Source organism: Rhodobacter capsulatus (assembly GCF_052363185.1).
GTDB classification, from domain to species: Bacteria; Pseudomonadota; Alphaproteobacteria; order Rhodobacterales; family Rhodobacteraceae; genus Rhodobacter; species Rhodobacter capsulatus_E.
Genome location: NZ_CP198955.1, coordinates 3119498 through 3135920, shown reverse-complemented (window position 1 = coordinate 3135920; position 16423 = coordinate 3119498). Strand labels below are relative to the sequence as shown.

The window sequence follows — 16423 nt, the reverse complement described above, 5'->3', positions numbered from 1 at the left end:
CGAGGACAGAAAAGATCGGAAGACGCGCCCAGGCGGGGAAGGCGGCGGCATGATCAACTGGCAAGCTTAGCAACGCCGCAAATCTGACCGGAAAATGGGGACCACCTCAGAGGCCCCGACCGCCGAACCGCAGAAATCCAGATCCGCGCTGCCCTCATCCATCGCGTCAATGGCCTCGGCAGCGCCGAGATCGTCCGCGTCGCATGATGCCATAGGGGAAAGGGGGGGGCTCATGCCTCAGGCGTGAGTTACGCAACTCTGCGAAGGAAGACCGCTGTCCATCGCCACGGAGCCCCACTCCGGCCAGCCCGCTGGCCATCGGGTGGCGCGCTCACCCCTCGCCGCGTTCGGCCCAGCCGGCGAAAATCCGCTCCAGCGCGACCACGGCGTAGTAAAGCACGATGCCCAAGAGCGCCAAGGCGATCAGCACCGCAAACATCAACGGGTAATCCGAATTCGTCTGCCCCGACAGGAACAGCGCCCCCAGCCCCTTGCCATGCGGGCTGACGATTTCGACAAGGTTGGTGCCGATGAAGGCCAGCGTCACCGACACTTTCAGCGCGCCAAAGAACTCGGGCAGGGTTTTCGGCAAGGCGATCTTGCGAAAGATCGTCAGCTTCGACGCCCCGAGCGCCGCCAGAATATCGCGGTATTCCGGTTCCAGCGTCGAAAGGCCGATCCCCACCGAGACCGCGATCGGAAAGAAGGAAATCAGGAACGCCATCAAGACGGTGTTGAAGTCATGCTGGCCGATGAAGACCAGCGCGATCACCGGCACCAGCGTGGCCTTTGGAATGGCGTTGAACCCCACCAAAAGCGGATAAAGCCCCGCCCGCGCCACTTTGGAAAACCCCATCACCATGCCAAGGCCGGTGCCGAAAATCACCGCCAGAACCAGCCCCGCCACGGTTCGCCACAGCGTCTGCCAGGCGTCGATCAAAAACAGCGACCGGTATTTCCAGAACGCGGCGGGCAGGTCCGAGGGCGAGGCCATCTTGTAATCGGGCCAATGGTTGAGGGTGACCAGCGCCTCCCACAAGGCCAGAAAGATCGCCATGGCCAGCAGCGGCACGAAGATTTTTTGCGCCCGGTCCATCAGTGCGTGCCTCCCTCGCGGCCCTGTGCCAGCCGGATCTGATCGCGCAACAGATGCAGCATCTCGACCGCCTTTGGCTGATACAGAATGTCGATCGTGCGGTCGGGCGGAAGGTCCACCGCCAGCACATGCTGCGTGCGCGCAGGTCGCCCCGACAAGACCACCACCTGATCGCCCAGAAACACGCTTTCGCGCAGATCATGGGTGATCAGGATGCAGGTGAAGGGCTCGGCGGCGCGCAGATCGCGCATCGTTTGCCACAGATCCTCGCGGGTGAAATTGTCAAGCGCGCCAAAGGGTTCGTCCATGATCAGCACTTGCGGCGCATGCACAAGCGCGCGGCACAGGCTGGCGCGTTGCCGCATCCCGCCCGAGAGTTCCGACGGGCGCTTGCCCTCGAACCCCTTGAGGCCGACCATCTCGAGCAGATGCGCCGCCCGGGCCTCTGCCTGCGCTTTCGGCATCCGCGGCGTGACGATTTCCAGGGGCAGCATGACGTTTTGCAAGATCGTGCGCCATTCGAGCATCACCGGGTTCTGGAACGCCATGCCCACAGTCTTGCGCGGGCTTGCGACTTCCTCGCCCGCCAACACCACCGCGCCCTTGTCGGGCCGCATCAATCCCGACACCAGCCGCGTCAGCGTGGACTTGCCGCAACCCGAGGGGCCGACAACGGCGCAAAACGTGCCTTCGGGCACCTCGATGTCGAGCCCCGCCAAGACCGGCAAGGGGCCGTTGCGGGTGCGATAGGCGTGATGCACGCCTTTGATATCTATGAATTTCGTCATCGGATGCCCCAAAATCGTCGGAGCGACGCGAACGGGAGGAAGGGGTCCGCATCGCCCCGTGTTGGCCGCAGCTTGCGGCCGTTATTGCAGCGTCAGGCTGCCATCGGCGGGCAGGAAGGAGGCATCAAAGACATCGGCCATGGCGGGCTTGGTCTTGAACGCATAGGTGGTGGCCAGTTGCTCGATGGCCTTGGCGAAACGCTCCGGGTCAACCCCGCCCATGCCATGGACCTTGACCCAATCGGTCAGCACATTGCCCGCAATCGACAATTCGAGCCGCCTGGTTTCAAGGCCCGCATCGGCGGCCGGGTTTTTCGCGGCCAGCGCTGCCACGGCGGCTTCGGGGGCGGCGATGGCATCTTTCCAGCCCCTGGCGGTGGCGCGCAGGAAGCCGGTCACCTCGGCCGGATGGTCTTTGGCAAAGTCGGTGTTGACGATGATCGCATTGCCGTAAAGCGCCACGCCGTGATCGGCCATCAAGATCACGCTCAGATCATCGGCAGGCACGCCCAGACGTTCGGCATTGAGCGTCGAGGTAAAGGAAAAGCCGGTGATCGCCGCCACCTTGCCCTCGGCCAGCATCGGTTCGCGCACCGGAAAGCCCACCGGCTCGACGGTGATTTTCGCCATGTCGAGACCGTTCTCGGCGGCAAAGATCGGGAATTGCGCCCAAGCACCATCGGGCGGCGGCGCCCCCAGAACCTTGCCCTCCAGGTCTTTCGGCCCGGTCACGCCCAGCGATTTGCGCCCGACCACCGCAAAGGGGGGCTTGTCATAGACCATCATCACGGCCTTGACCGGGGCACCGGGGTTCTGGTCAAGGAATTTCATCAGGCTGTTGATATCGGTGAAGCCCACCGGAAACGCCCCGGTCGCCACTTTCGGAATGGCATCAAGCGAGCCTGCCCCCTCGGTCACCTCCACGGCCAAGCCTTCGGCGCTGTAATAGCCCTTGTCGACGGCCAGAACATAGGGCGCGGCGGGGCCCTCGAACTTCCAGTCCAGCGCGAACGGCATTGCGGTTTCGGCGCAAAGCGGCGTGGCGGTCAGCGTCAGCGCGGCAAAAAGGCCAAGGCGGTGGAACATCGTCAATCCCCTGTCGGTTATCGTTTGCCCCATCCTGTGCCCTGCCGGGGAAGGTGCAATTCCCGTGCGCGTGCAAGGCACGCTACGCGGGCGGTTTGCGCAGCAACTGGGCTGGAAAATCCGCAACTGCCGGATTTGTTGGCGGTTGCGGATTCGGGTTGAGGGAAAACGCGGTCAAGTCTTGGCGGTCCGCGTCTCACACCTCTGTCTGGCTGTTCCGTCAGGGGATGGCGGGAGATTGGGGGCGGCCCGCAAGCCATTGACGCAGGGTCACCGCCATCAAGATGGCCGCCCCGATCGCGGTGGAAACCATCTCGGGCGCGATCATCAGCAGCGCCGCAATGGGCAGCGCCACCCGTTCGATCAGCAGCAACGGGCGCAACAGCCAGTTGGTGATTGCCGCCGACAGCGCAATGATGCCGAGCACTGCCCCGCAAAACGCCAGCGCGAACGACCCCCAGGTGAAATCTGCCGTCACCAGCAACAAGGACGGCGAGAACACGAACATGAACGGCACCAGCGCCTTGCCCATCGAAAGGCGGAACGCGGTGTTGCCGGCCTTGAACGCATTGGCCCCGGCGATCCCCGCGGCGGCATAGGCGGCCATCGCCACCGGGGGCGTCACATCCGCCAGCACGCCAAAGTAGAACACGAAGAAATGCGCCACGAGCGGCTCGACATTCATCATCGAGAGGACCGGGGCAGCCACGGCGACCATGATGATATAGTTTGCCGTCGTCGGAATCCCGCAGCCCATCAAGATGCAGACCACCGCCGTCATCATCAGCGTGAACAAGAGCGCGAGCGTGGGCATGCTGAACAGTTCGATCGGCAGGAAGGCAAGGAAAGCATGGGTGCTTTCGGCCCAACCCTGGGCCACGCTGGTCAGCATGAACGCGATCTTGAAGCCGATGCCGGTCAGCGTGACAACCCCGATGACAACCCCCACCAGGGCCGCCGCCGCCGTCACGGCAAGCGCGCCTTTGGAGCCCGAGACGAAGCTGTCGTAGATGCCAGACGCAAACTCGCGGGTGCCCTTGGCCAGCCCCGCCGCCATCACCCGCTGAATGGCATAGATCACGATACAGGCGGTGATCGCCCAGAAGGCGGCCAGAAACGGCGTGCGCCCGGACATCAGCATGTAAACAAGCAGGATCAGCGGCAGCAATGACAGCCAGCCTTTGCGCAGCACCTGCATGGCGTTCGGCAATTCTTCCTTGCGCAGGCCGCGAATGCCCAGTCGCTTCGCCTCCAGATGCACCTGAACCAGAACGCCGAAAAAGTGCATGAAGGCGGGCACGATGGCCGCAATCAGGATGGTGCGCAGCGGGATGCCCAGATACTCGACCATCAGGAACGCCACCGCCCCCATCACCGGCGGGGTGATCTGACCGCCGGTGGACGAGGCCGCCTCGACCGCCGCCGCGAAATGACGCCGGAATCCGATCTTGATCATCGTGGGAATGGTCAGCGCGCCGGTGGTCACCGTGTTGGCGATGGACGAGCCCGAGATCGACCCCAGAAGCGCCGAGGACACCACCGACACTTTCGCCGGACCGCCGGAAAAGCGCCCGGTCAGCGCCGTCGCCAGATCAATGAACAACTGACCCAGCCCGATACGCTGCGCCATCGCCCCGAACAGCACGAAGTGGAACACATAGGTCGCGATGACGCCCAGTGCGGTGCCGTAGACACCCTGTGACGAAAGGTAAAGGTGGTTGACGATCCCCGACCAGTCCGCTCCGGGATGCACGAAGATCCCCGGCATCGACTGGCCGAAATAGGCATATCCGATGAACATCAGCGCGATGAGGGGCAAGGGCCAGCCCATCGACCGGCGCACGGCCTCGAACAGGGTCACCAGAAGGATCGTCCCCATGACCACGTCGATCTGCAGCGGATTGCCGATGCGGAAGGCAAGCTGATCATAGATCCAGGGCACATAAAGCGCGCTGACCAGGGCCCCGAGGCCGAAAAGCCAGTCCGTGACCGGCAGGCCAAGCACGGCAAAACCATGTGTCCTGTGTCGCCGCGATGACAGTGCGGCAAAGCTGAGGAAGATCAGAAGCAGCGACACCCCCATGTGGATGCCGCGATGGGTGGTGGCGCGCGGAATGCCGAAACCGGACGTATAGTAGTGATAGCAGGCCAGCGCGAAGAGGATCCCCCCCGCCAGAGTGGCCACGGGCCGCGTGACGGTACGAAAACGCGCTTCGGGATCGAACTGTTCTTCGAGCGCTGCAAGCTCCGCTGCGGTCATCGCGCGTTGGCCATCACTCATCGGGGTATCCTCAAGGCTCGTTTATATAAAGGAACGCGATCGGCTGTTGCGATCGCGTTCCCGGTCGGTTCAGAACAGGCCGATCACTTGATCGCGCCGACTTCCCTGTAGAACTTTTCGGCACCCGGATGGTACGGGATACCAGCGCCCTGCACCGCATTTTCCAGCGTGATGAACTTGCCCTTGGAATGTCCGTTGGCAAACAGCTTCTGGGTGGTTTCGTTGAACATCGCCTTGGTGATGCCGTAGACCAGCTCTTCGGAAAGATCGGCAGAGGTCACCATCTGCGCACCGACCGACAGGGTGGGCACTTCGGCTTCCTGGCCCTTGTAGGTGCCCGCCGGAAGCACGTCATTGGCGAAGAACTTGTATTCGGCGCGCAGCGCATCGACCTCGGGGCCAGTGATCGGAACCATCACCACCTCGTGCTGGCTGGACAGTTCGGCGATCGCACCGGCCGGATAGCCGCCCACGAAGAAAAACGCATCCATCGCCCCGTCGCGCATCCGGTCAGAGGCCTGATCGGGTTTCAGATATTCCGGCGTGATGTCGGCTTCGGTCAGGCCGAAGGCGCCCAGAATGATCTTGGCATCGACCAGCGTGCCCGATCCCGGCTCGTCAAGCGACACCCGCTTGCCCTTGAGATCGGCAACAGAGGTAATGCCCGACGCCCTGCTGGCGACCAGATGGATGCTTTCGGGGTAAAGGTTCGCGATCAGCCGCAGCTTTTCGACCGCCGGCTGACCTTCCCAGATGCCGGTTCCGGTCTGCGCCCAGAAGGCGACGTCGGACTGGCTGAAGCCTGCCTCAAGCGTGCCGCCGTTGATCGAGTTCACGTTGCCGACCGACCCGTTCGAGGCCACGGCAGTGGCGATCAGCCCGGGTACGCCGCAAGATCCGCCATCCTCGCAGGCGCGCGATCCCGGCGGATTGGAAATTGCGTTCGCGATCAGACCGCCGATCGGGTAGTAGGTCCCGGCCGTGCCTCCGGTTCCGATCCTGAAAAACTGCAGGTCTTGCGCCACAACTCCCTGCGCCATCATGCCGACGGCAAGCGCGGCTCCCGCAAGGGATTTGAAAGAAACGAACTGCATGCGTAGATCCTCCAGAATGTCGGTGGGGTAGTGCCGCTGCGAGCGAGCAGACCATCCCGATCGTAAGGGATGATCCGCAGGAGGTCCAGCTTCGACGGCCAGGCAAGACTTTTCCGGCAGACGGCAGGCCTCGGAATACGGCGCCCCGCTTCATGGTTTCGGCATGACGCCACCGATTGACCCGGCCCAATGCCACCGCGCATGGCGCCGCCTCGGTCGTGGCGCGACCCGGTTCAGCCCGCCCCGCGCGCAAGCCTGCGGTTGAACTTGGTCGGCGCCAGCCCGAAGCGGGTGCGAAAGGCGCGCGAGAAATGCGCCACCGAGGAAAAACCGCAGGCCAGCGCCACTTCGAGCAGCGCCATGTCGGTGGTCGACAGCAGGTTGCGGCCATGATCGAGCCGCAGACCGCGATAGTAATCGCCCGGTGTCTCGCCCAGCACATTGAGGAACATCCGCTCGACATGGCGGCGCGAATAGCCCGAGACGCGGGCCAGTTCCGCCAGCGGCAGCGGGTCTTCCAGATGCGCCTTCATCCGCGCCACCATCGCGATCAGCCCCGGATTGCGCGAGCGGATCAACACCGACAGCGCCGAGCGTTGCGCCGCATCGACCCCCACCATCACCTTGCGCAGGCACATCTCCGACACCATCGCGGCGAATTCCGCGCCGTGGTCGCGCTCGATCAGTGCGATCATCATGTCGGTCGAGGCCGCCCCGCCGCCGCAGGTCATCACCTTCGGCGCGATTTCGAACATCGTGGCGGCGGGCGCAAGATCTGGAAAATCCTCGCAAAAGGCGGGCTGATTTTCCCAATGCAGGGTGAAGGGGGTGGTTTGCAAAAGCCCCGCCGCGGCAAGGGCTACGGCGCCGGTGCAGATCCCCCCCACGGTGCCGCCAAAGCGCGCATGGCGCTGGATCAGCGCCACCACCGGGGCGGCGGCGGCGGCGCGGGCGGGGTTGCCCGAGCAGACAAAGAGCCGCGTGTCGCGGTGTTGCGGGGCAAGCGGGCCATCGGTGCAAAGGGTGATGCCCGAGGACGAGGGGACCGTCGCGCCGCCCTCGGACAAGAGCCGCCATTGGTAAAGCGGTTGCTGCGAGAGTTGATTGGCGATGCGCAAGGGCTCGACCGCCGAGGAAAAGGCCAGAAGCGTGAACCCCGGCACCAGCACGAAGGCATAGGCGCGGGTCGGGCCGGGGTTTTCGACCGGGAAAAAGGCGGCGCCCTGCGGCACCAGCGCCTCGGGATGGGCGTCTCGATGGGGCAGGTCAGAATCGGGCATCGTCTCTCCGGGCGCTCATTGCAGCGCCCGTCGTGACATGCGATCGAGGAAGATGGCAACAGCGACGATCGACAGCCCCGCGCGCAGGCCGAGCCCCATCTCCATCCGCGTCAGCCCGCGCGTCACCTCGGCGCCAAGCCCGCCGCCGCCGACCAGCCCCGCCAGCACCACCATCGCCAGCGACAAAAGGATGGTCTGGTTGAGGCCGACGAGCAGGGTCTTGCGCGCGGCGGGGATCTCGAGCTTGGTCATCACCTGCCAGGGCGTCGCGCCCGAGGCCTGGCCCAGCTCCACCAGCTCATGCGGCACCTCCTTGAAGGCGAGCGTGGTGATGCGCAGCATCGGCGGGATGCCATAGACGACGGTGGCGATCAGCGCGGGCACCTTGCCAAGCGAGAAGATCATCACCGCCGGGATCAGGTAGACCCAGGGCGGCACCGTCTGCATGATGTCGAGCACCGGGCGCAGCGCCGCCTCGATCCGGGCGCGGCGGGCGGCCAGAATGCCCAGAGGGAAGGCCAGCGCCACCGAGGTCGCGACCGAGACCGAGACGAGGGCGATGGTCTGCATCGCCTGTTTCCAGAGCCCGGCGGCAAGGCAAAGCCCAAGCGACACCAGCGCCAAGGCCGCCATGCGCCAGCCGAAGGCGCGCCAGGACGGCACCGTGACCGCGCCGATCAGCGCCCAAGCGGGCGGCAGGCGCAACGCCGTCTCGGCCGCGTCGAGCAGCCTTTCGGCGCCGCCGCCGATCAGCGCGAAAAGGCCGTGGCCATGGGTGTTGAGCCAGTCGATCGCGGCTGCGATCGCGGTGCCGGGGGAGATCAGCGGATCGCTCATCTGCGGGTGTCCTGTCCTGTGCCCGCGGGGCGGGCGGCGCTTTGGCTGAGGCGGTCCAGCACGATCGTCAGCGCCACGATGGCGATGGCGGCATCGACCGAGCGGGCGATGTCGAGGGTGCGCACCGAGGCATAGATTGTCTGCCCCAAGCCCCCCGAACCGACGATGCCGGCGATGACGACCATGCCGAAGGCCATCATCAGGCTCTGGTTCACCCCGGCCATGATCGAGGCGAGCGCGAAGGGCAGGCGGATCTTCGCGAACACCTGCCAGCCGCTCGCCCCCGAGGCCTGCCCGAGTTCGAGAAATTCGGTCGGCGTGCGGGCGATGCCAAGCGCGGTCAGCTTCACCGTGGGGGGCACGGCGACGATGAAGGTGGCCAGGATCGCGGTGGCGGGGCCGTAGCCCAGAAAGGCGATGGCGGGCAGCAGATAAAGGTAGGGTGGCAGGGTCTGGATCAGGTCGAGGAGCGGCTCGAGCGCGCGCGACAGACCGGGGCTCAGCCCCGCCAGAATGCCGAGCCCGCCGCCGATCAGCACCGCCATCGTGGTGGCCGAGAGCACCAGCGCCAGGGTTTCAAGCGTCTCGGTCCAAAGCCCGAGCGCCGCGCAAAGGGTCAGCGCGAGGCTGGCGAAAGTGCCGAATTTCCAGCCGATCAGGCGCCAGCCCGCCAGCCCCGCAAAGATCGCGAGCCCCCAGAACGGCAGCTCCGACAACAGCCAGAGGATCGCGCCATAGCCGCCCTCGAGCAGGCCGCGCAGAGCCGAAAAGGCGGCGCTGCCGTGGCTGGAAACCCAGATCATCGCCGCGTCGATGGCGGCGTCGAAGGCCTTGATGCTGTCGCGCCAGGCCATGTCACGCCCCCTCGCCGGGTGCGTCATCCTCGCCCCGGATGCCCTGCAACAGCGCGCGCGCCGTGACCACGCCGACAAGCGCCTCGCCCGTCGAAATCGCCACCGCCTGCTCGGGCGCGGCCAGCACGAGATCGATCAGCGCCTGCACATCGGCCTCGGGGGTGGCGCGCGCCAGCGCCGCCGCATCGCCGGGGTAATCCGCCAGCGGCACCATCAGCGAATGCGCCTTGACCAGATGCAGGCGCGAAATTCCCGCCACGAATTCCGCCACATAGGCATCGGCCGGGTGCAGGACGATCTCTTCGGCGGTGCCGATCTGGATCATCATCCCGTCCTTCATGATGGCGATCCGGTCGCCGATCCGCATCGCTTCATCCAGGTCATGGGTGATGAAGACGGCGGATTTCCCCAAGCTCTTCGTCAGTTGCCGGAACTCGTCTTGCAACTGCCGCCGGATCAGCGGGTCAAGCGCGGAAAAGGGTTCGTCCATCAAGATGATGCCGGGGTCCGAGGCGATGGCGCGCGCCAGCCCCACCCGCTGCTGCATCCCGCCCGACAACTGGCGCGGCAGGTGGCCCGCCCAATCCGCCAGCCCCACCCGCGTCAGCGCATCCATCGCGATCCGGTGCCGCTCGGCCTTGGCCACGCCCTGCACCTCGAGCCCGAAGGCGGCATTGTCGAGCACGCTGCGGCCGGGGATCAGCGCCACCGATTGAAACACCATGCCGATCTCATGGGCGCGCAGGTCGCGCAGATCCTTGCGGTTCATCTGCGAGATGTTGCGGCCCCTGATGGTGATATCCCCAAGACTTGGTTCGATCAGCCGGTTCAGCAGCCGCACCAGCGTCGACTTGCCCGACCCCGACAGCCCCATGATGCAGAAGATCTCGCCCTTGCGGATCTGGAAACTGGCCTCGGCCACCCCCACCACGCAGTTGAAATCGCGAAGCACCTCGCGTTTGCCCGCGCCGCGGGTGCGGATCGCGGTGATCGCCTCTTCGGCGCGCTCGCCGAACACCTTCCACAGGTTTCGGCAGTCGATGAGGATTTCGCCCTCGGGGGTGTCTTCGGTCATGCCGGTGGTCTTTCGCAGGCGGAAAAGGGGCGGCCCGGAAGCGGTGCCTCCGGGCCGGAGCGTCACTCGGCCTTGATGGCTTCCCAGCGCGACACCAGATCGGCATGGGCGGCGAGCCAGTCGGCCACGGCCTGATCCATCGTCTTGCCGTCATTCACCGCCGCATTGATCGCGGTGATGTCGTCAAGCGGCACATAGACGCTCGCCATCGCCTCGCGCGCGGCCGGATTGGCGGCGGAAAAGCCCTTGGCGCCGATCCAGTAATAGCTTTGCGGCCCGGGGAAGACCCCCTTCGGATCGGCAAGGAATTTCAGATCGTATTTCATCATCATCCATGACGGCGTCCAGACGGTGACGGCGATCCAGTCCTGCCGGTCGGCGGCCGATTTCAGCGCCGCCGTCATCGCCCCGGTCGAGCCCTCGACCAGCTCCAGATCAAGGCCGTAGTCCTCCACCGCGCTCGCCGCGTCGCGCATCAGCCCCGAGCCGGGCTCGATGCCGATGATCTTGCCACCGAACTTGTCGGCATTCGCGTTGAACTCCTCGATGCTCGAAATCGGCACATAGGAGGGCACGGCGAAGGCCTGATAGAGCCCGTGCGAGACCGGCGAGATCTTTTCCAGCGCGGTCATGTTCTTCAGCCAGTAATCATGCGCGACGTAATCGGTCTGCGAGGCCATCACGTCGATGTCGCCCCGCGTCATCGCGGCAAAGGCGATGCCCCATTCGGAAAACTCGGTCACCTCGACGGTGAAGCCCTTGTCTTCCAGCACCTTCTTGGTGATGCCGGTGATCGGCGTCAGGTCTTCCCAGGACATCGTGCCCATATGGATCACCTTGCCCTCGGCGCTGGCCAGACCGGCCCCGCCGATCACCAGGGCCGCCGCGCAGATCGCGCCCAGAAACTTCCGCATTCGTCTCTCCTGTTGGTTCGCTCGGGGCCCGCGCATGGCTCCGCCAGCGCCGCGAAAGCGGCGTCGGGGTCGCGTCGAACACCGGATGTCGTCTCCCTTGGCCGGGGGATTTTGGCTCCCTTGCGGCGCTCCGGTTGCCCGGAATTGGGAAAGTATCGGTCAGCGCCGCCCCCGCCCGCAAACGAATTTTTCATCCGGCGCGGCATAAGCCAGCCTAATGCGGATCAGGGGGAGAGGGCGCCCAGAAGGTGGCTGACGAAACGCGCCACTGCGGGGCGGCGCAGCGCCGTCTGCCGCACGTTGAGGAAATTGCCGCGCCCCGCGCCGATCGTGCCGGGATGGGCAAAGACCAGTTCGCCCGAGTCGATGAAGCGGCGCACCATCTGGTGCCAGCCCAGCATCACGCCTTCGCCCGCCAGCGCCGCCTCGATCAAAAGCCCGACCTTGTTGGTGATCAGGCTGGACGGCGCTTTGGCCCAGACCCCGCCATTGGCGCGAAACCACTCGGTCCAGCCCAAGGGCTGCCAGCCGATCGCATCGGCGTTCCAATGGCTGTCGTGCAGGTGCAGCAGATTGACCTGATTGAAGCTTTCGACCTCGGTCAGGGGCCCATGCGCGGCCAGATAGGCGGGCGAACAGACCGGCTGCGCCAGTTCTGGAAACAGGAAATGCACCTGCTCGCCCACTTCGCAGCGGTCATTGCCGCAGATCAGCGCGATGTCCACCTGGGCATAGTTGCGCAACGTGTCATCGGCGTCCGAGGCAAGGATGGTGAAGCCGACCTCGGGGTGCAGCAGCCGGAAGCTGTCGATCAGCGGCTTGAGCCAGAACCGCGCCATGCCGTCGGTGGCCGAGACGGTGACCTGCTGCGGCTCGGTCCCGCCCGAGATCGCCGCCACCGCATCGGCAATCGCATCCAGCCCCACCGTGACACTGGCGAAAAGCGCCTTGCCTTCCTCGGTCAGGTCCAGCGCATTGTGCTTGCGGATGAAGAGGGCCGTTTCGAGCGCGGTTTCCAGAAGCCGGATCTGCTGGCTGACCGCGCCCTGGGTGACGTTCAGCTCCTTCGCGGCGAGCGTGAAGGACAGATGCTTGGCCGCCACTTCAAACGTGGCGAAAGCACCGAGAGAGGGCAGATGACGACGTCTGACGGGGGCCATCATGCTCCTTTCCCGGGAGGTCACTCGCGGCGGGCCTGCCATTCCTTGAACCGAAGATAGGCGTTTGCGCCGATCGTGTCGAATGGATGTGGCGGAAGTTTTGCGGGCTCCGGTTCGGCGCCGAAATAATCGGTGATCTCCGAGCGCAATCCCATCGCCAGTTCCGCCGCGCCGATGCCCGTCAGCGTGCCGCGCGCCGTGCCGAGGCCGTTCTGCACGCAGGCGGAAAAGAGCCCCGGTTCAAGGCGGCGCATCATCGTGACCGCGTTCTTCGTCAGGCACAGATGCCCCGACCAGGCGTGCTCGAAGGGCAGATCCTTCAGCATCGGGAAGCGGGCGTCGAACTTTGCCCGCATCGCCCGCACCAGCCGCGCCAGATCGGCCTGCGAGGTCTCCATGCCGGGGCGGTAATAGGCGCCCTGCCGGATCACGATCCGGTTGCCGCCCTGCGCCGGTCCGATGCGCCGCACCGTTGCCCCCATCGGATCGGCGGGGGTCAGCCCCCATTCCTCCGCGCCGCCAAGGGCCCGGATCTGCGCCGGGCTCATCTCGGCACTCATGCAGGCGTTCAGCATCACATGCATCAGCCGCCCGCGCGCGAAACCGAAGCTTTCCAGATGCCCGTTCGTCGCCAGAATGACGCGCGCGGCGGTCATCGACCCGCCCGCCGTCGTCAGCTTCCAGCCCGTGGCGGTGGTCTCGATCCGGGTCACGCCCGAGCGCTCAAAGATCCGCAGCCCCGCGCGTTCAAGCCCGGCGGCCAGACCCAGCGCATAGCCCGCCGGTTGCAGCATCGCCGCGCCGGGGGTGTAAAGCCCGCCCTGATAATAGTCGGTGCCGGTCAGCGCCCGCATCGCCTTGGCGTCGAGCATCTCATGCGCCTCACCGAGCGCCGCCAGATGCCCGGCATAGGCGCGGTTCGCCGCCAGCCCCACATCTGAAGCGGCGCCGTTGATCTTGCCGGTGTGGCGAAACCAGCCCGCCGGGATGTGATAGTCTGCCACTGCCGCGGCCGCGAAGTCGATGGCAAAGCGGTTCAGCCGGGTCAGCACCCGGTCGCGGCTTTCGCCGCCCGCGGCATAGTCCGTGGCCGTCAGTTCATGCGGCAGGTCGATCATGAAGCCCGAGTTGCGCCCGGTGCCGCCCTCGGCCAGATGCCCGGCCTCGAGCACCGCAACCGCCAGCTTCGGGTCGATCTGCAACAACCGGCGCGCGGCCGAGAGCCCGGCATAGCCCGCGCCGATGATGGCAATGTCGCAGCCCTGATCGCCGCCCAAAGCGGGCCGCGACGGCCCGGGCGGCAGGATCGCCGCCCAGCCCGCAGGCCCGGTAAACCGCGGTTGCCGGATCGCCTCATGCGTGGTCATCACGTCCCTCAATCGGCTGAACTGTCGGCCGGGTCGGTCAGATCCAGCCAGATCGTCTTGAGCTGCGTGTATTGGTCATGCGCATGGATGGAATTGTCGCGCCCGCCGAAGCCCGATTGCTTCATGCCGCCAAAGGGCGTGGTGATGTCGCCCTCGCCGAAGCTGTTCACCGTCACCGTGCCCGCCCGCAGCATCCGCGCCCCGCGCAAGGCCCGCTTGCCGTTCGCGGTGAAGATCGAGGCGCAAAGCCCGTAATCGGTCGCATTGGCCAGTGCGATGGCTTCCTCGAAACTGGCGACTTCGATCACCGTCAGCACCGGGCCAAAGATTTCCTCGACCGCAAGCGGGCTTGCAGGCGAGGACACCTCGACCACCGTCGGTTCAACGAAGCCCTCGGCCACGATCTTGCCGCCCAGATGGATCGTCTCGGCCTTGCAAGCGTCGAGATAGCTGGAAACCTTGGCAAAATGCGCCTTCGAGACCAGCGCCCCCACCCGCACCTCGGGGTCGAGCGGATCGCCCACGACCCATGCGCGCAGATGCTCGGCCACCCGCGCCAGAAGCTTCGCCTTGATCCCCCGCTGCACGATCAGCCGCGACGCCGCCGAGCAATTCTCGCCCATGTTCCAGAACGCGCCATTGACCACATGCGCGGCCACGGCATCCAGATGTTCGGCGTCATCGAGCACGATGCAGGGGTTCTTGCCGCCCAGTTCCAGCACAACTTCCTTGAGGTTGCTTTCGGCGGAATAGTGCAGGAAGCGCCGCCCGGTGACGGTCGAGCCGGTAAAGGAGACCATGTCCACATCGGGGTGACGGCCAAGCGGTTCGCCCACCTCGGCGCCCGACCCGGGGACGACGTTGAAGACCCCGCGCGGCACACCGGCTTCGTGGGCGAGTTCCGCGATGCGCAGCGCCGTCAGCGTGGTTTCGGCGGCAGGTTTGACCACCACCGAACAGCCCGCGGCCAAGGCGGGGCCGATCTTCCAGGCCAGCATCAAAAGCGGGAAATTCCACGGCAGCACAAGGCCGACCACCCCCACCGGCTCGCGTACCACCATCGCGATGTGATCATCCGAGGCGGGCGCGACCTGATCGTAGATCTTGTCGATCAGCTCGGCATGCCATTTGATCACATGGATCGCCTCGGGCACGTCGACAGTTTCGCAATCAAAGATCGTCTTGCCGCTGTCGAGGCTTTCCATCACGGCCAGTTCACGCGCATTGCGCGTCATCAGCTTGGCCAGACGGATCAGCGCCTCCTTGCGTTCCGCCGGATGCAGCTTCGACCAGCGCCCGTCGTCGAACGCCTCCCGCGCTTTCGACACGGCGAAATCCACATCCGCGGTGCCGCAAGCCGCCACCGTGCCCAGCACCGCGCCAGTGGCAGGGTTCGTGGTCTCGAAGGTCTCGCCCGAGAGCGCCGGGCGGAAGCTGCCGTCGATGAAGGCGTTTTGCGGCAGATCAAGGTTTTCGGCGAGCGCGTGATATTCGTCGCGGGTCAGCAGATCGGCCATGTTCAATTCCCTCCCATGATCGCGGCCACCGCCACTTTCAGCGTGCGGATCACCTGTTCAAGCTCGCGTTTCTCGTCCTTGTTCAGCCCCTTGAGCGGCGGTCGCATCGGGCCCGCGCGCAGCCCCGTGGTCTCGACCCCGTGCTTGACGCATTGGATGAACTTGCCGCCCTGTTCGAGCACCCGCATCAGGGGCAGCATCGCCGACATGATCCGGCGGCCCTTGGCGAAATCGCCTTGCACGACGCAGGTTTCATAAAGCGCGATGTGCTCTTCGGGCAGGAAATTCGACCCCGCGCAAATCCAGCTTTGCGCCCCCCAGGCGAAGAATTCGAGCGCCTGATCATCCATGCCACAAGACATCTGGATATGCGGATAATCCCGCGCAAGAAGGTGCAAACGGTTGATGTCGCCCGAACTTTCCTTGATCGCCACGACATTGCGCGACCGCCCCACCCGGTCGAGGAAATCGCGCCCCATCTCGACGCACATCCGCCCCGGATAGTTGTAAAGCACGATCGGCAGATCGGCGGCGCGGTCGATGGCCAGCGCATTGAGCGCGTTTTCACGTTCCGTCGGCACTGCATAGGGCGGCGAGCCAAGCAAGATCGCATCGGCCCCCATCTCGCGCGCGCCAATCGCCAGCGCGATCGAGTCAGGCGTGCGCATCGCGCCGGTGCCGACGATGACGGGCAGTTGCCCCTTGGCGCGGTCGGTCACGAAACGGGCGATGGCCAGGCGTTCCTCGATGGTTTCGGCATAGTTCTCGCCGGTAGAGCCCCCGGAGATGAGCCCATGCACCCCGGCCCCGATCAGCCGTTCGATCAGCTCGGCCAGCGCGGTGTAGTCGATCTCCCCATCGGCCGAAAATGGCGTGATGACAGGGGTATAGATGCCCTCAAGGCGCATCCGTGGCGGCATGGTTCGTCTCCCTGAAGGCGTCGGGCGCCTGTGGCCCGATCCGGCTTTTGCTCAGCTAAGGGCAAGGCCGCGGGCGTCGCAAAGGAGAATGTTCATCATCGCCGCATTAGAGCAGCTATTGCCTTGGGGCGGCCTTTTTCAAAGGAGTTGTCAC

The 16423-nt window shown here is 65.3% G+C and carries 14 protein-coding genes; all 14 read right to left on the bottom strand.

Translation table 11 applies throughout. The features are described 5' to 3' along the window. Nucleotides 1-331: 331 nt before the first annotated feature. Entirely contained in the window at nt 332-1096 is a 765-nt protein-coding gene (locus ACTTAG_RS15310) for an ABC transporter permease (protein WP_444463077.1), read from the bottom strand. After that, a complete protein-coding gene (locus ACTTAG_RS15305) occupies nt 1096-1884 on the bottom strand; it encodes an ABC transporter ATP-binding protein (protein WP_444463076.1) in 789 nt (262 codons plus the stop codon). The genes ACTTAG_RS15310 and ACTTAG_RS15305 overlap by 1 nt, the downstream gene beginning before the upstream one ends. 81 nt (nt 1885-1965) lie before the next feature. After that, entirely contained in the window at nt 1966-2970 is a 1005-nt protein-coding gene (locus ACTTAG_RS15300; RefSeq protein ID WP_444463075.1) for an ABC transporter substrate-binding protein, read from the bottom strand. 220 nt (nt 2971-3190) lie between these two features. Further along, nucleotides 3191-5251 (bottom strand): TRAP transporter permease, encoded by a 2061-nt coding sequence (locus ACTTAG_RS15295; protein WP_444463074.1) that lies wholly within the window; start codon nt 5249-5251, stop codon nt 3191-3193. An 83-nt stretch (nt 5252-5334) separates the two neighbouring features. Next, complete coding sequence (locus ACTTAG_RS15290; protein WP_444463073.1) at nt 5335-6345, bottom strand: TAXI family TRAP transporter solute-binding subunit; 1011 nt, start codon at nt 6343-6345, stop codon at nt 5335-5337. A 233-nt stretch (nt 6346-6578) separates the two neighbouring features. Beyond that, nucleotides 6579-7625, bottom strand: a complete 1047-nt coding sequence (locus tag ACTTAG_RS15285) for a GlxA family transcriptional regulator (RefSeq protein ID WP_444463072.1) — start codon at nt 7623-7625, stop codon at nt 6579-6581. Between the two features lie 15 nt (nt 7626-7640). Beyond that, the gene (locus ACTTAG_RS15280; protein WP_444463071.1) at nt 7641-8462 is read right to left on the bottom strand and encodes an ABC transporter permease; all 822 of its coding nucleotides are present in this window, start codon (nt 8460-8462) and stop codon (nt 7641-7643) included. Continuing rightward, a complete protein-coding gene (locus ACTTAG_RS15275) occupies nt 8459-9316 on the bottom strand; it encodes an ABC transporter permease (protein ID WP_444463070.1) in 858 nt (285 codons plus the stop codon). The genes ACTTAG_RS15280 and ACTTAG_RS15275 overlap by 4 nt, the downstream gene beginning before the upstream one ends. A gap of 1 nt (nt 9317) precedes the next feature. Further along, a complete protein-coding gene (locus tag ACTTAG_RS15270; RefSeq protein ID WP_444463069.1) occupies nt 9318-10391 on the bottom strand; it encodes a quaternary amine ABC transporter ATP-binding protein in 1074 nt (357 codons plus the stop codon). A 62-nt stretch (nt 10392-10453) separates the two neighbouring features. After that, nucleotides 10454-11305, bottom strand: a complete 852-nt coding sequence (locus tag ACTTAG_RS15265) for a glycine betaine ABC transporter substrate-binding protein (protein ID WP_444463068.1) — start codon at nt 11303-11305, stop codon at nt 10454-10456. A 224-nt stretch (nt 11306-11529) separates the two neighbouring features. Further along, nucleotides 11530-12468 (bottom strand): LysR substrate-binding domain-containing protein, encoded by a 939-nt coding sequence (locus ACTTAG_RS15260; RefSeq protein ID WP_444463067.1) that lies wholly within the window; start codon nt 12466-12468, stop codon nt 11530-11532. A gap of 17 nt (nt 12469-12485) precedes the next feature. After that, nucleotides 12486-13832 (bottom strand): NAD(P)/FAD-dependent oxidoreductase, encoded by a 1347-nt coding sequence (locus tag ACTTAG_RS15255; RefSeq protein WP_444463066.1) that lies wholly within the window; start codon nt 13830-13832, stop codon nt 12486-12488. 8 nt (nt 13833-13840) lie between these two features. Then, nucleotides 13841-15349 carry an aldehyde dehydrogenase gene (locus ACTTAG_RS15250; RefSeq protein ID WP_444463065.1) on the bottom strand — a complete coding sequence of 503 codons (1509 nt, stop codon included), beginning with the start codon at nt 15347-15349 and terminating at the stop codon, nt 13841-13843. Between the two features lie 2 nt (nt 15350-15351). Then, nucleotides 15352-16269, bottom strand: a complete 918-nt coding sequence (locus tag ACTTAG_RS15245) for a dihydrodipicolinate synthase family protein (protein WP_444463064.1) — start codon at nt 16267-16269, stop codon at nt 15352-15354. Nucleotides 16270-16423 lie beyond the last annotated feature (154 nt).

What these genes read in the sequence shown, in the direction of transcription:
- ACTTAG_RS15255 (WP_444463066.1), bottom strand. Translation starts at nt 13,832, where the DNA reads ATGACCACGCATGAGGCGATCCGGCAACCGCGGTTTACCGGGCCTGCG.
- ACTTAG_RS15245 (WP_444463064.1), bottom strand. Translation starts at nt 16,269, where the DNA reads ATGCCGCCACGGATGCGCCTTGAGGGCATCTATACCCCTGTCATCACG.
- ACTTAG_RS15285 (WP_444463072.1), bottom strand. Translation starts at nt 7,625, where the DNA reads ATGCCCGATTCTGACCTGCCCCATCGAGACGCCCATCCCGAGGCGCTG.
- ACTTAG_RS15300 (WP_444463075.1), bottom strand. Translation starts at nt 2,970, where the DNA reads ATGTTCCACCGCCTTGGCCTTTTTGCCGCGCTGACGCTGACCGCCACG.
- ACTTAG_RS15265 (WP_444463068.1), bottom strand. Translation starts at nt 11,305, where the DNA reads ATGCGGAAGTTTCTGGGCGCGATCTGCGCGGCGGCCCTGGTGATCGGC.
- ACTTAG_RS15260 (WP_444463067.1), bottom strand. Translation starts at nt 12,468, where the DNA reads ATGATGGCCCCCGTCAGACGTCGTCATCTGCCCTCTCTCGGTGCTTTC.
- ACTTAG_RS15270 (WP_444463069.1), bottom strand. Translation starts at nt 10,391, where the DNA reads ATGACCGAAGACACCCCCGAGGGCGAAATCCTCATCGACTGCCGAAAC.
- ACTTAG_RS15305 (WP_444463076.1), bottom strand. Translation starts at nt 1,884, where the DNA reads ATGACGAAATTCATAGATATCAAAGGCGTGCATCACGCCTATCGCACC.
- ACTTAG_RS15290 (WP_444463073.1), bottom strand. Translation starts at nt 6,345, where the DNA reads ATGCAGTTCGTTTCTTTCAAATCCCTTGCGGGAGCCGCGCTTGCCGTC.
- ACTTAG_RS15250 (WP_444463065.1), bottom strand. Translation starts at nt 15,349, where the DNA reads ATGGCCGATCTGCTGACCCGCGACGAATATCACGCGCTCGCCGAAAAC.
- ACTTAG_RS15275 (WP_444463070.1), bottom strand. Translation starts at nt 9,316, where the DNA reads ATGGCCTGGCGCGACAGCATCAAGGCCTTCGACGCCGCCATCGACGCG.
- ACTTAG_RS15295 (WP_444463074.1), bottom strand. Translation starts at nt 5,251, where the DNA reads ATGAGTGATGGCCAACGCGCGATGACCGCAGCGGAGCTTGCAGCGCTC.
- ACTTAG_RS15280 (WP_444463071.1), bottom strand. Translation starts at nt 8,462, where the DNA reads ATGAGCGATCCGCTGATCTCCCCCGGCACCGCGATCGCAGCCGCGATC.
- ACTTAG_RS15310 (WP_444463077.1), bottom strand. Translation starts at nt 1,096, where the DNA reads ATGGACCGGGCGCAAAAAATCTTCGTGCCGCTGCTGGCCATGGCGATC.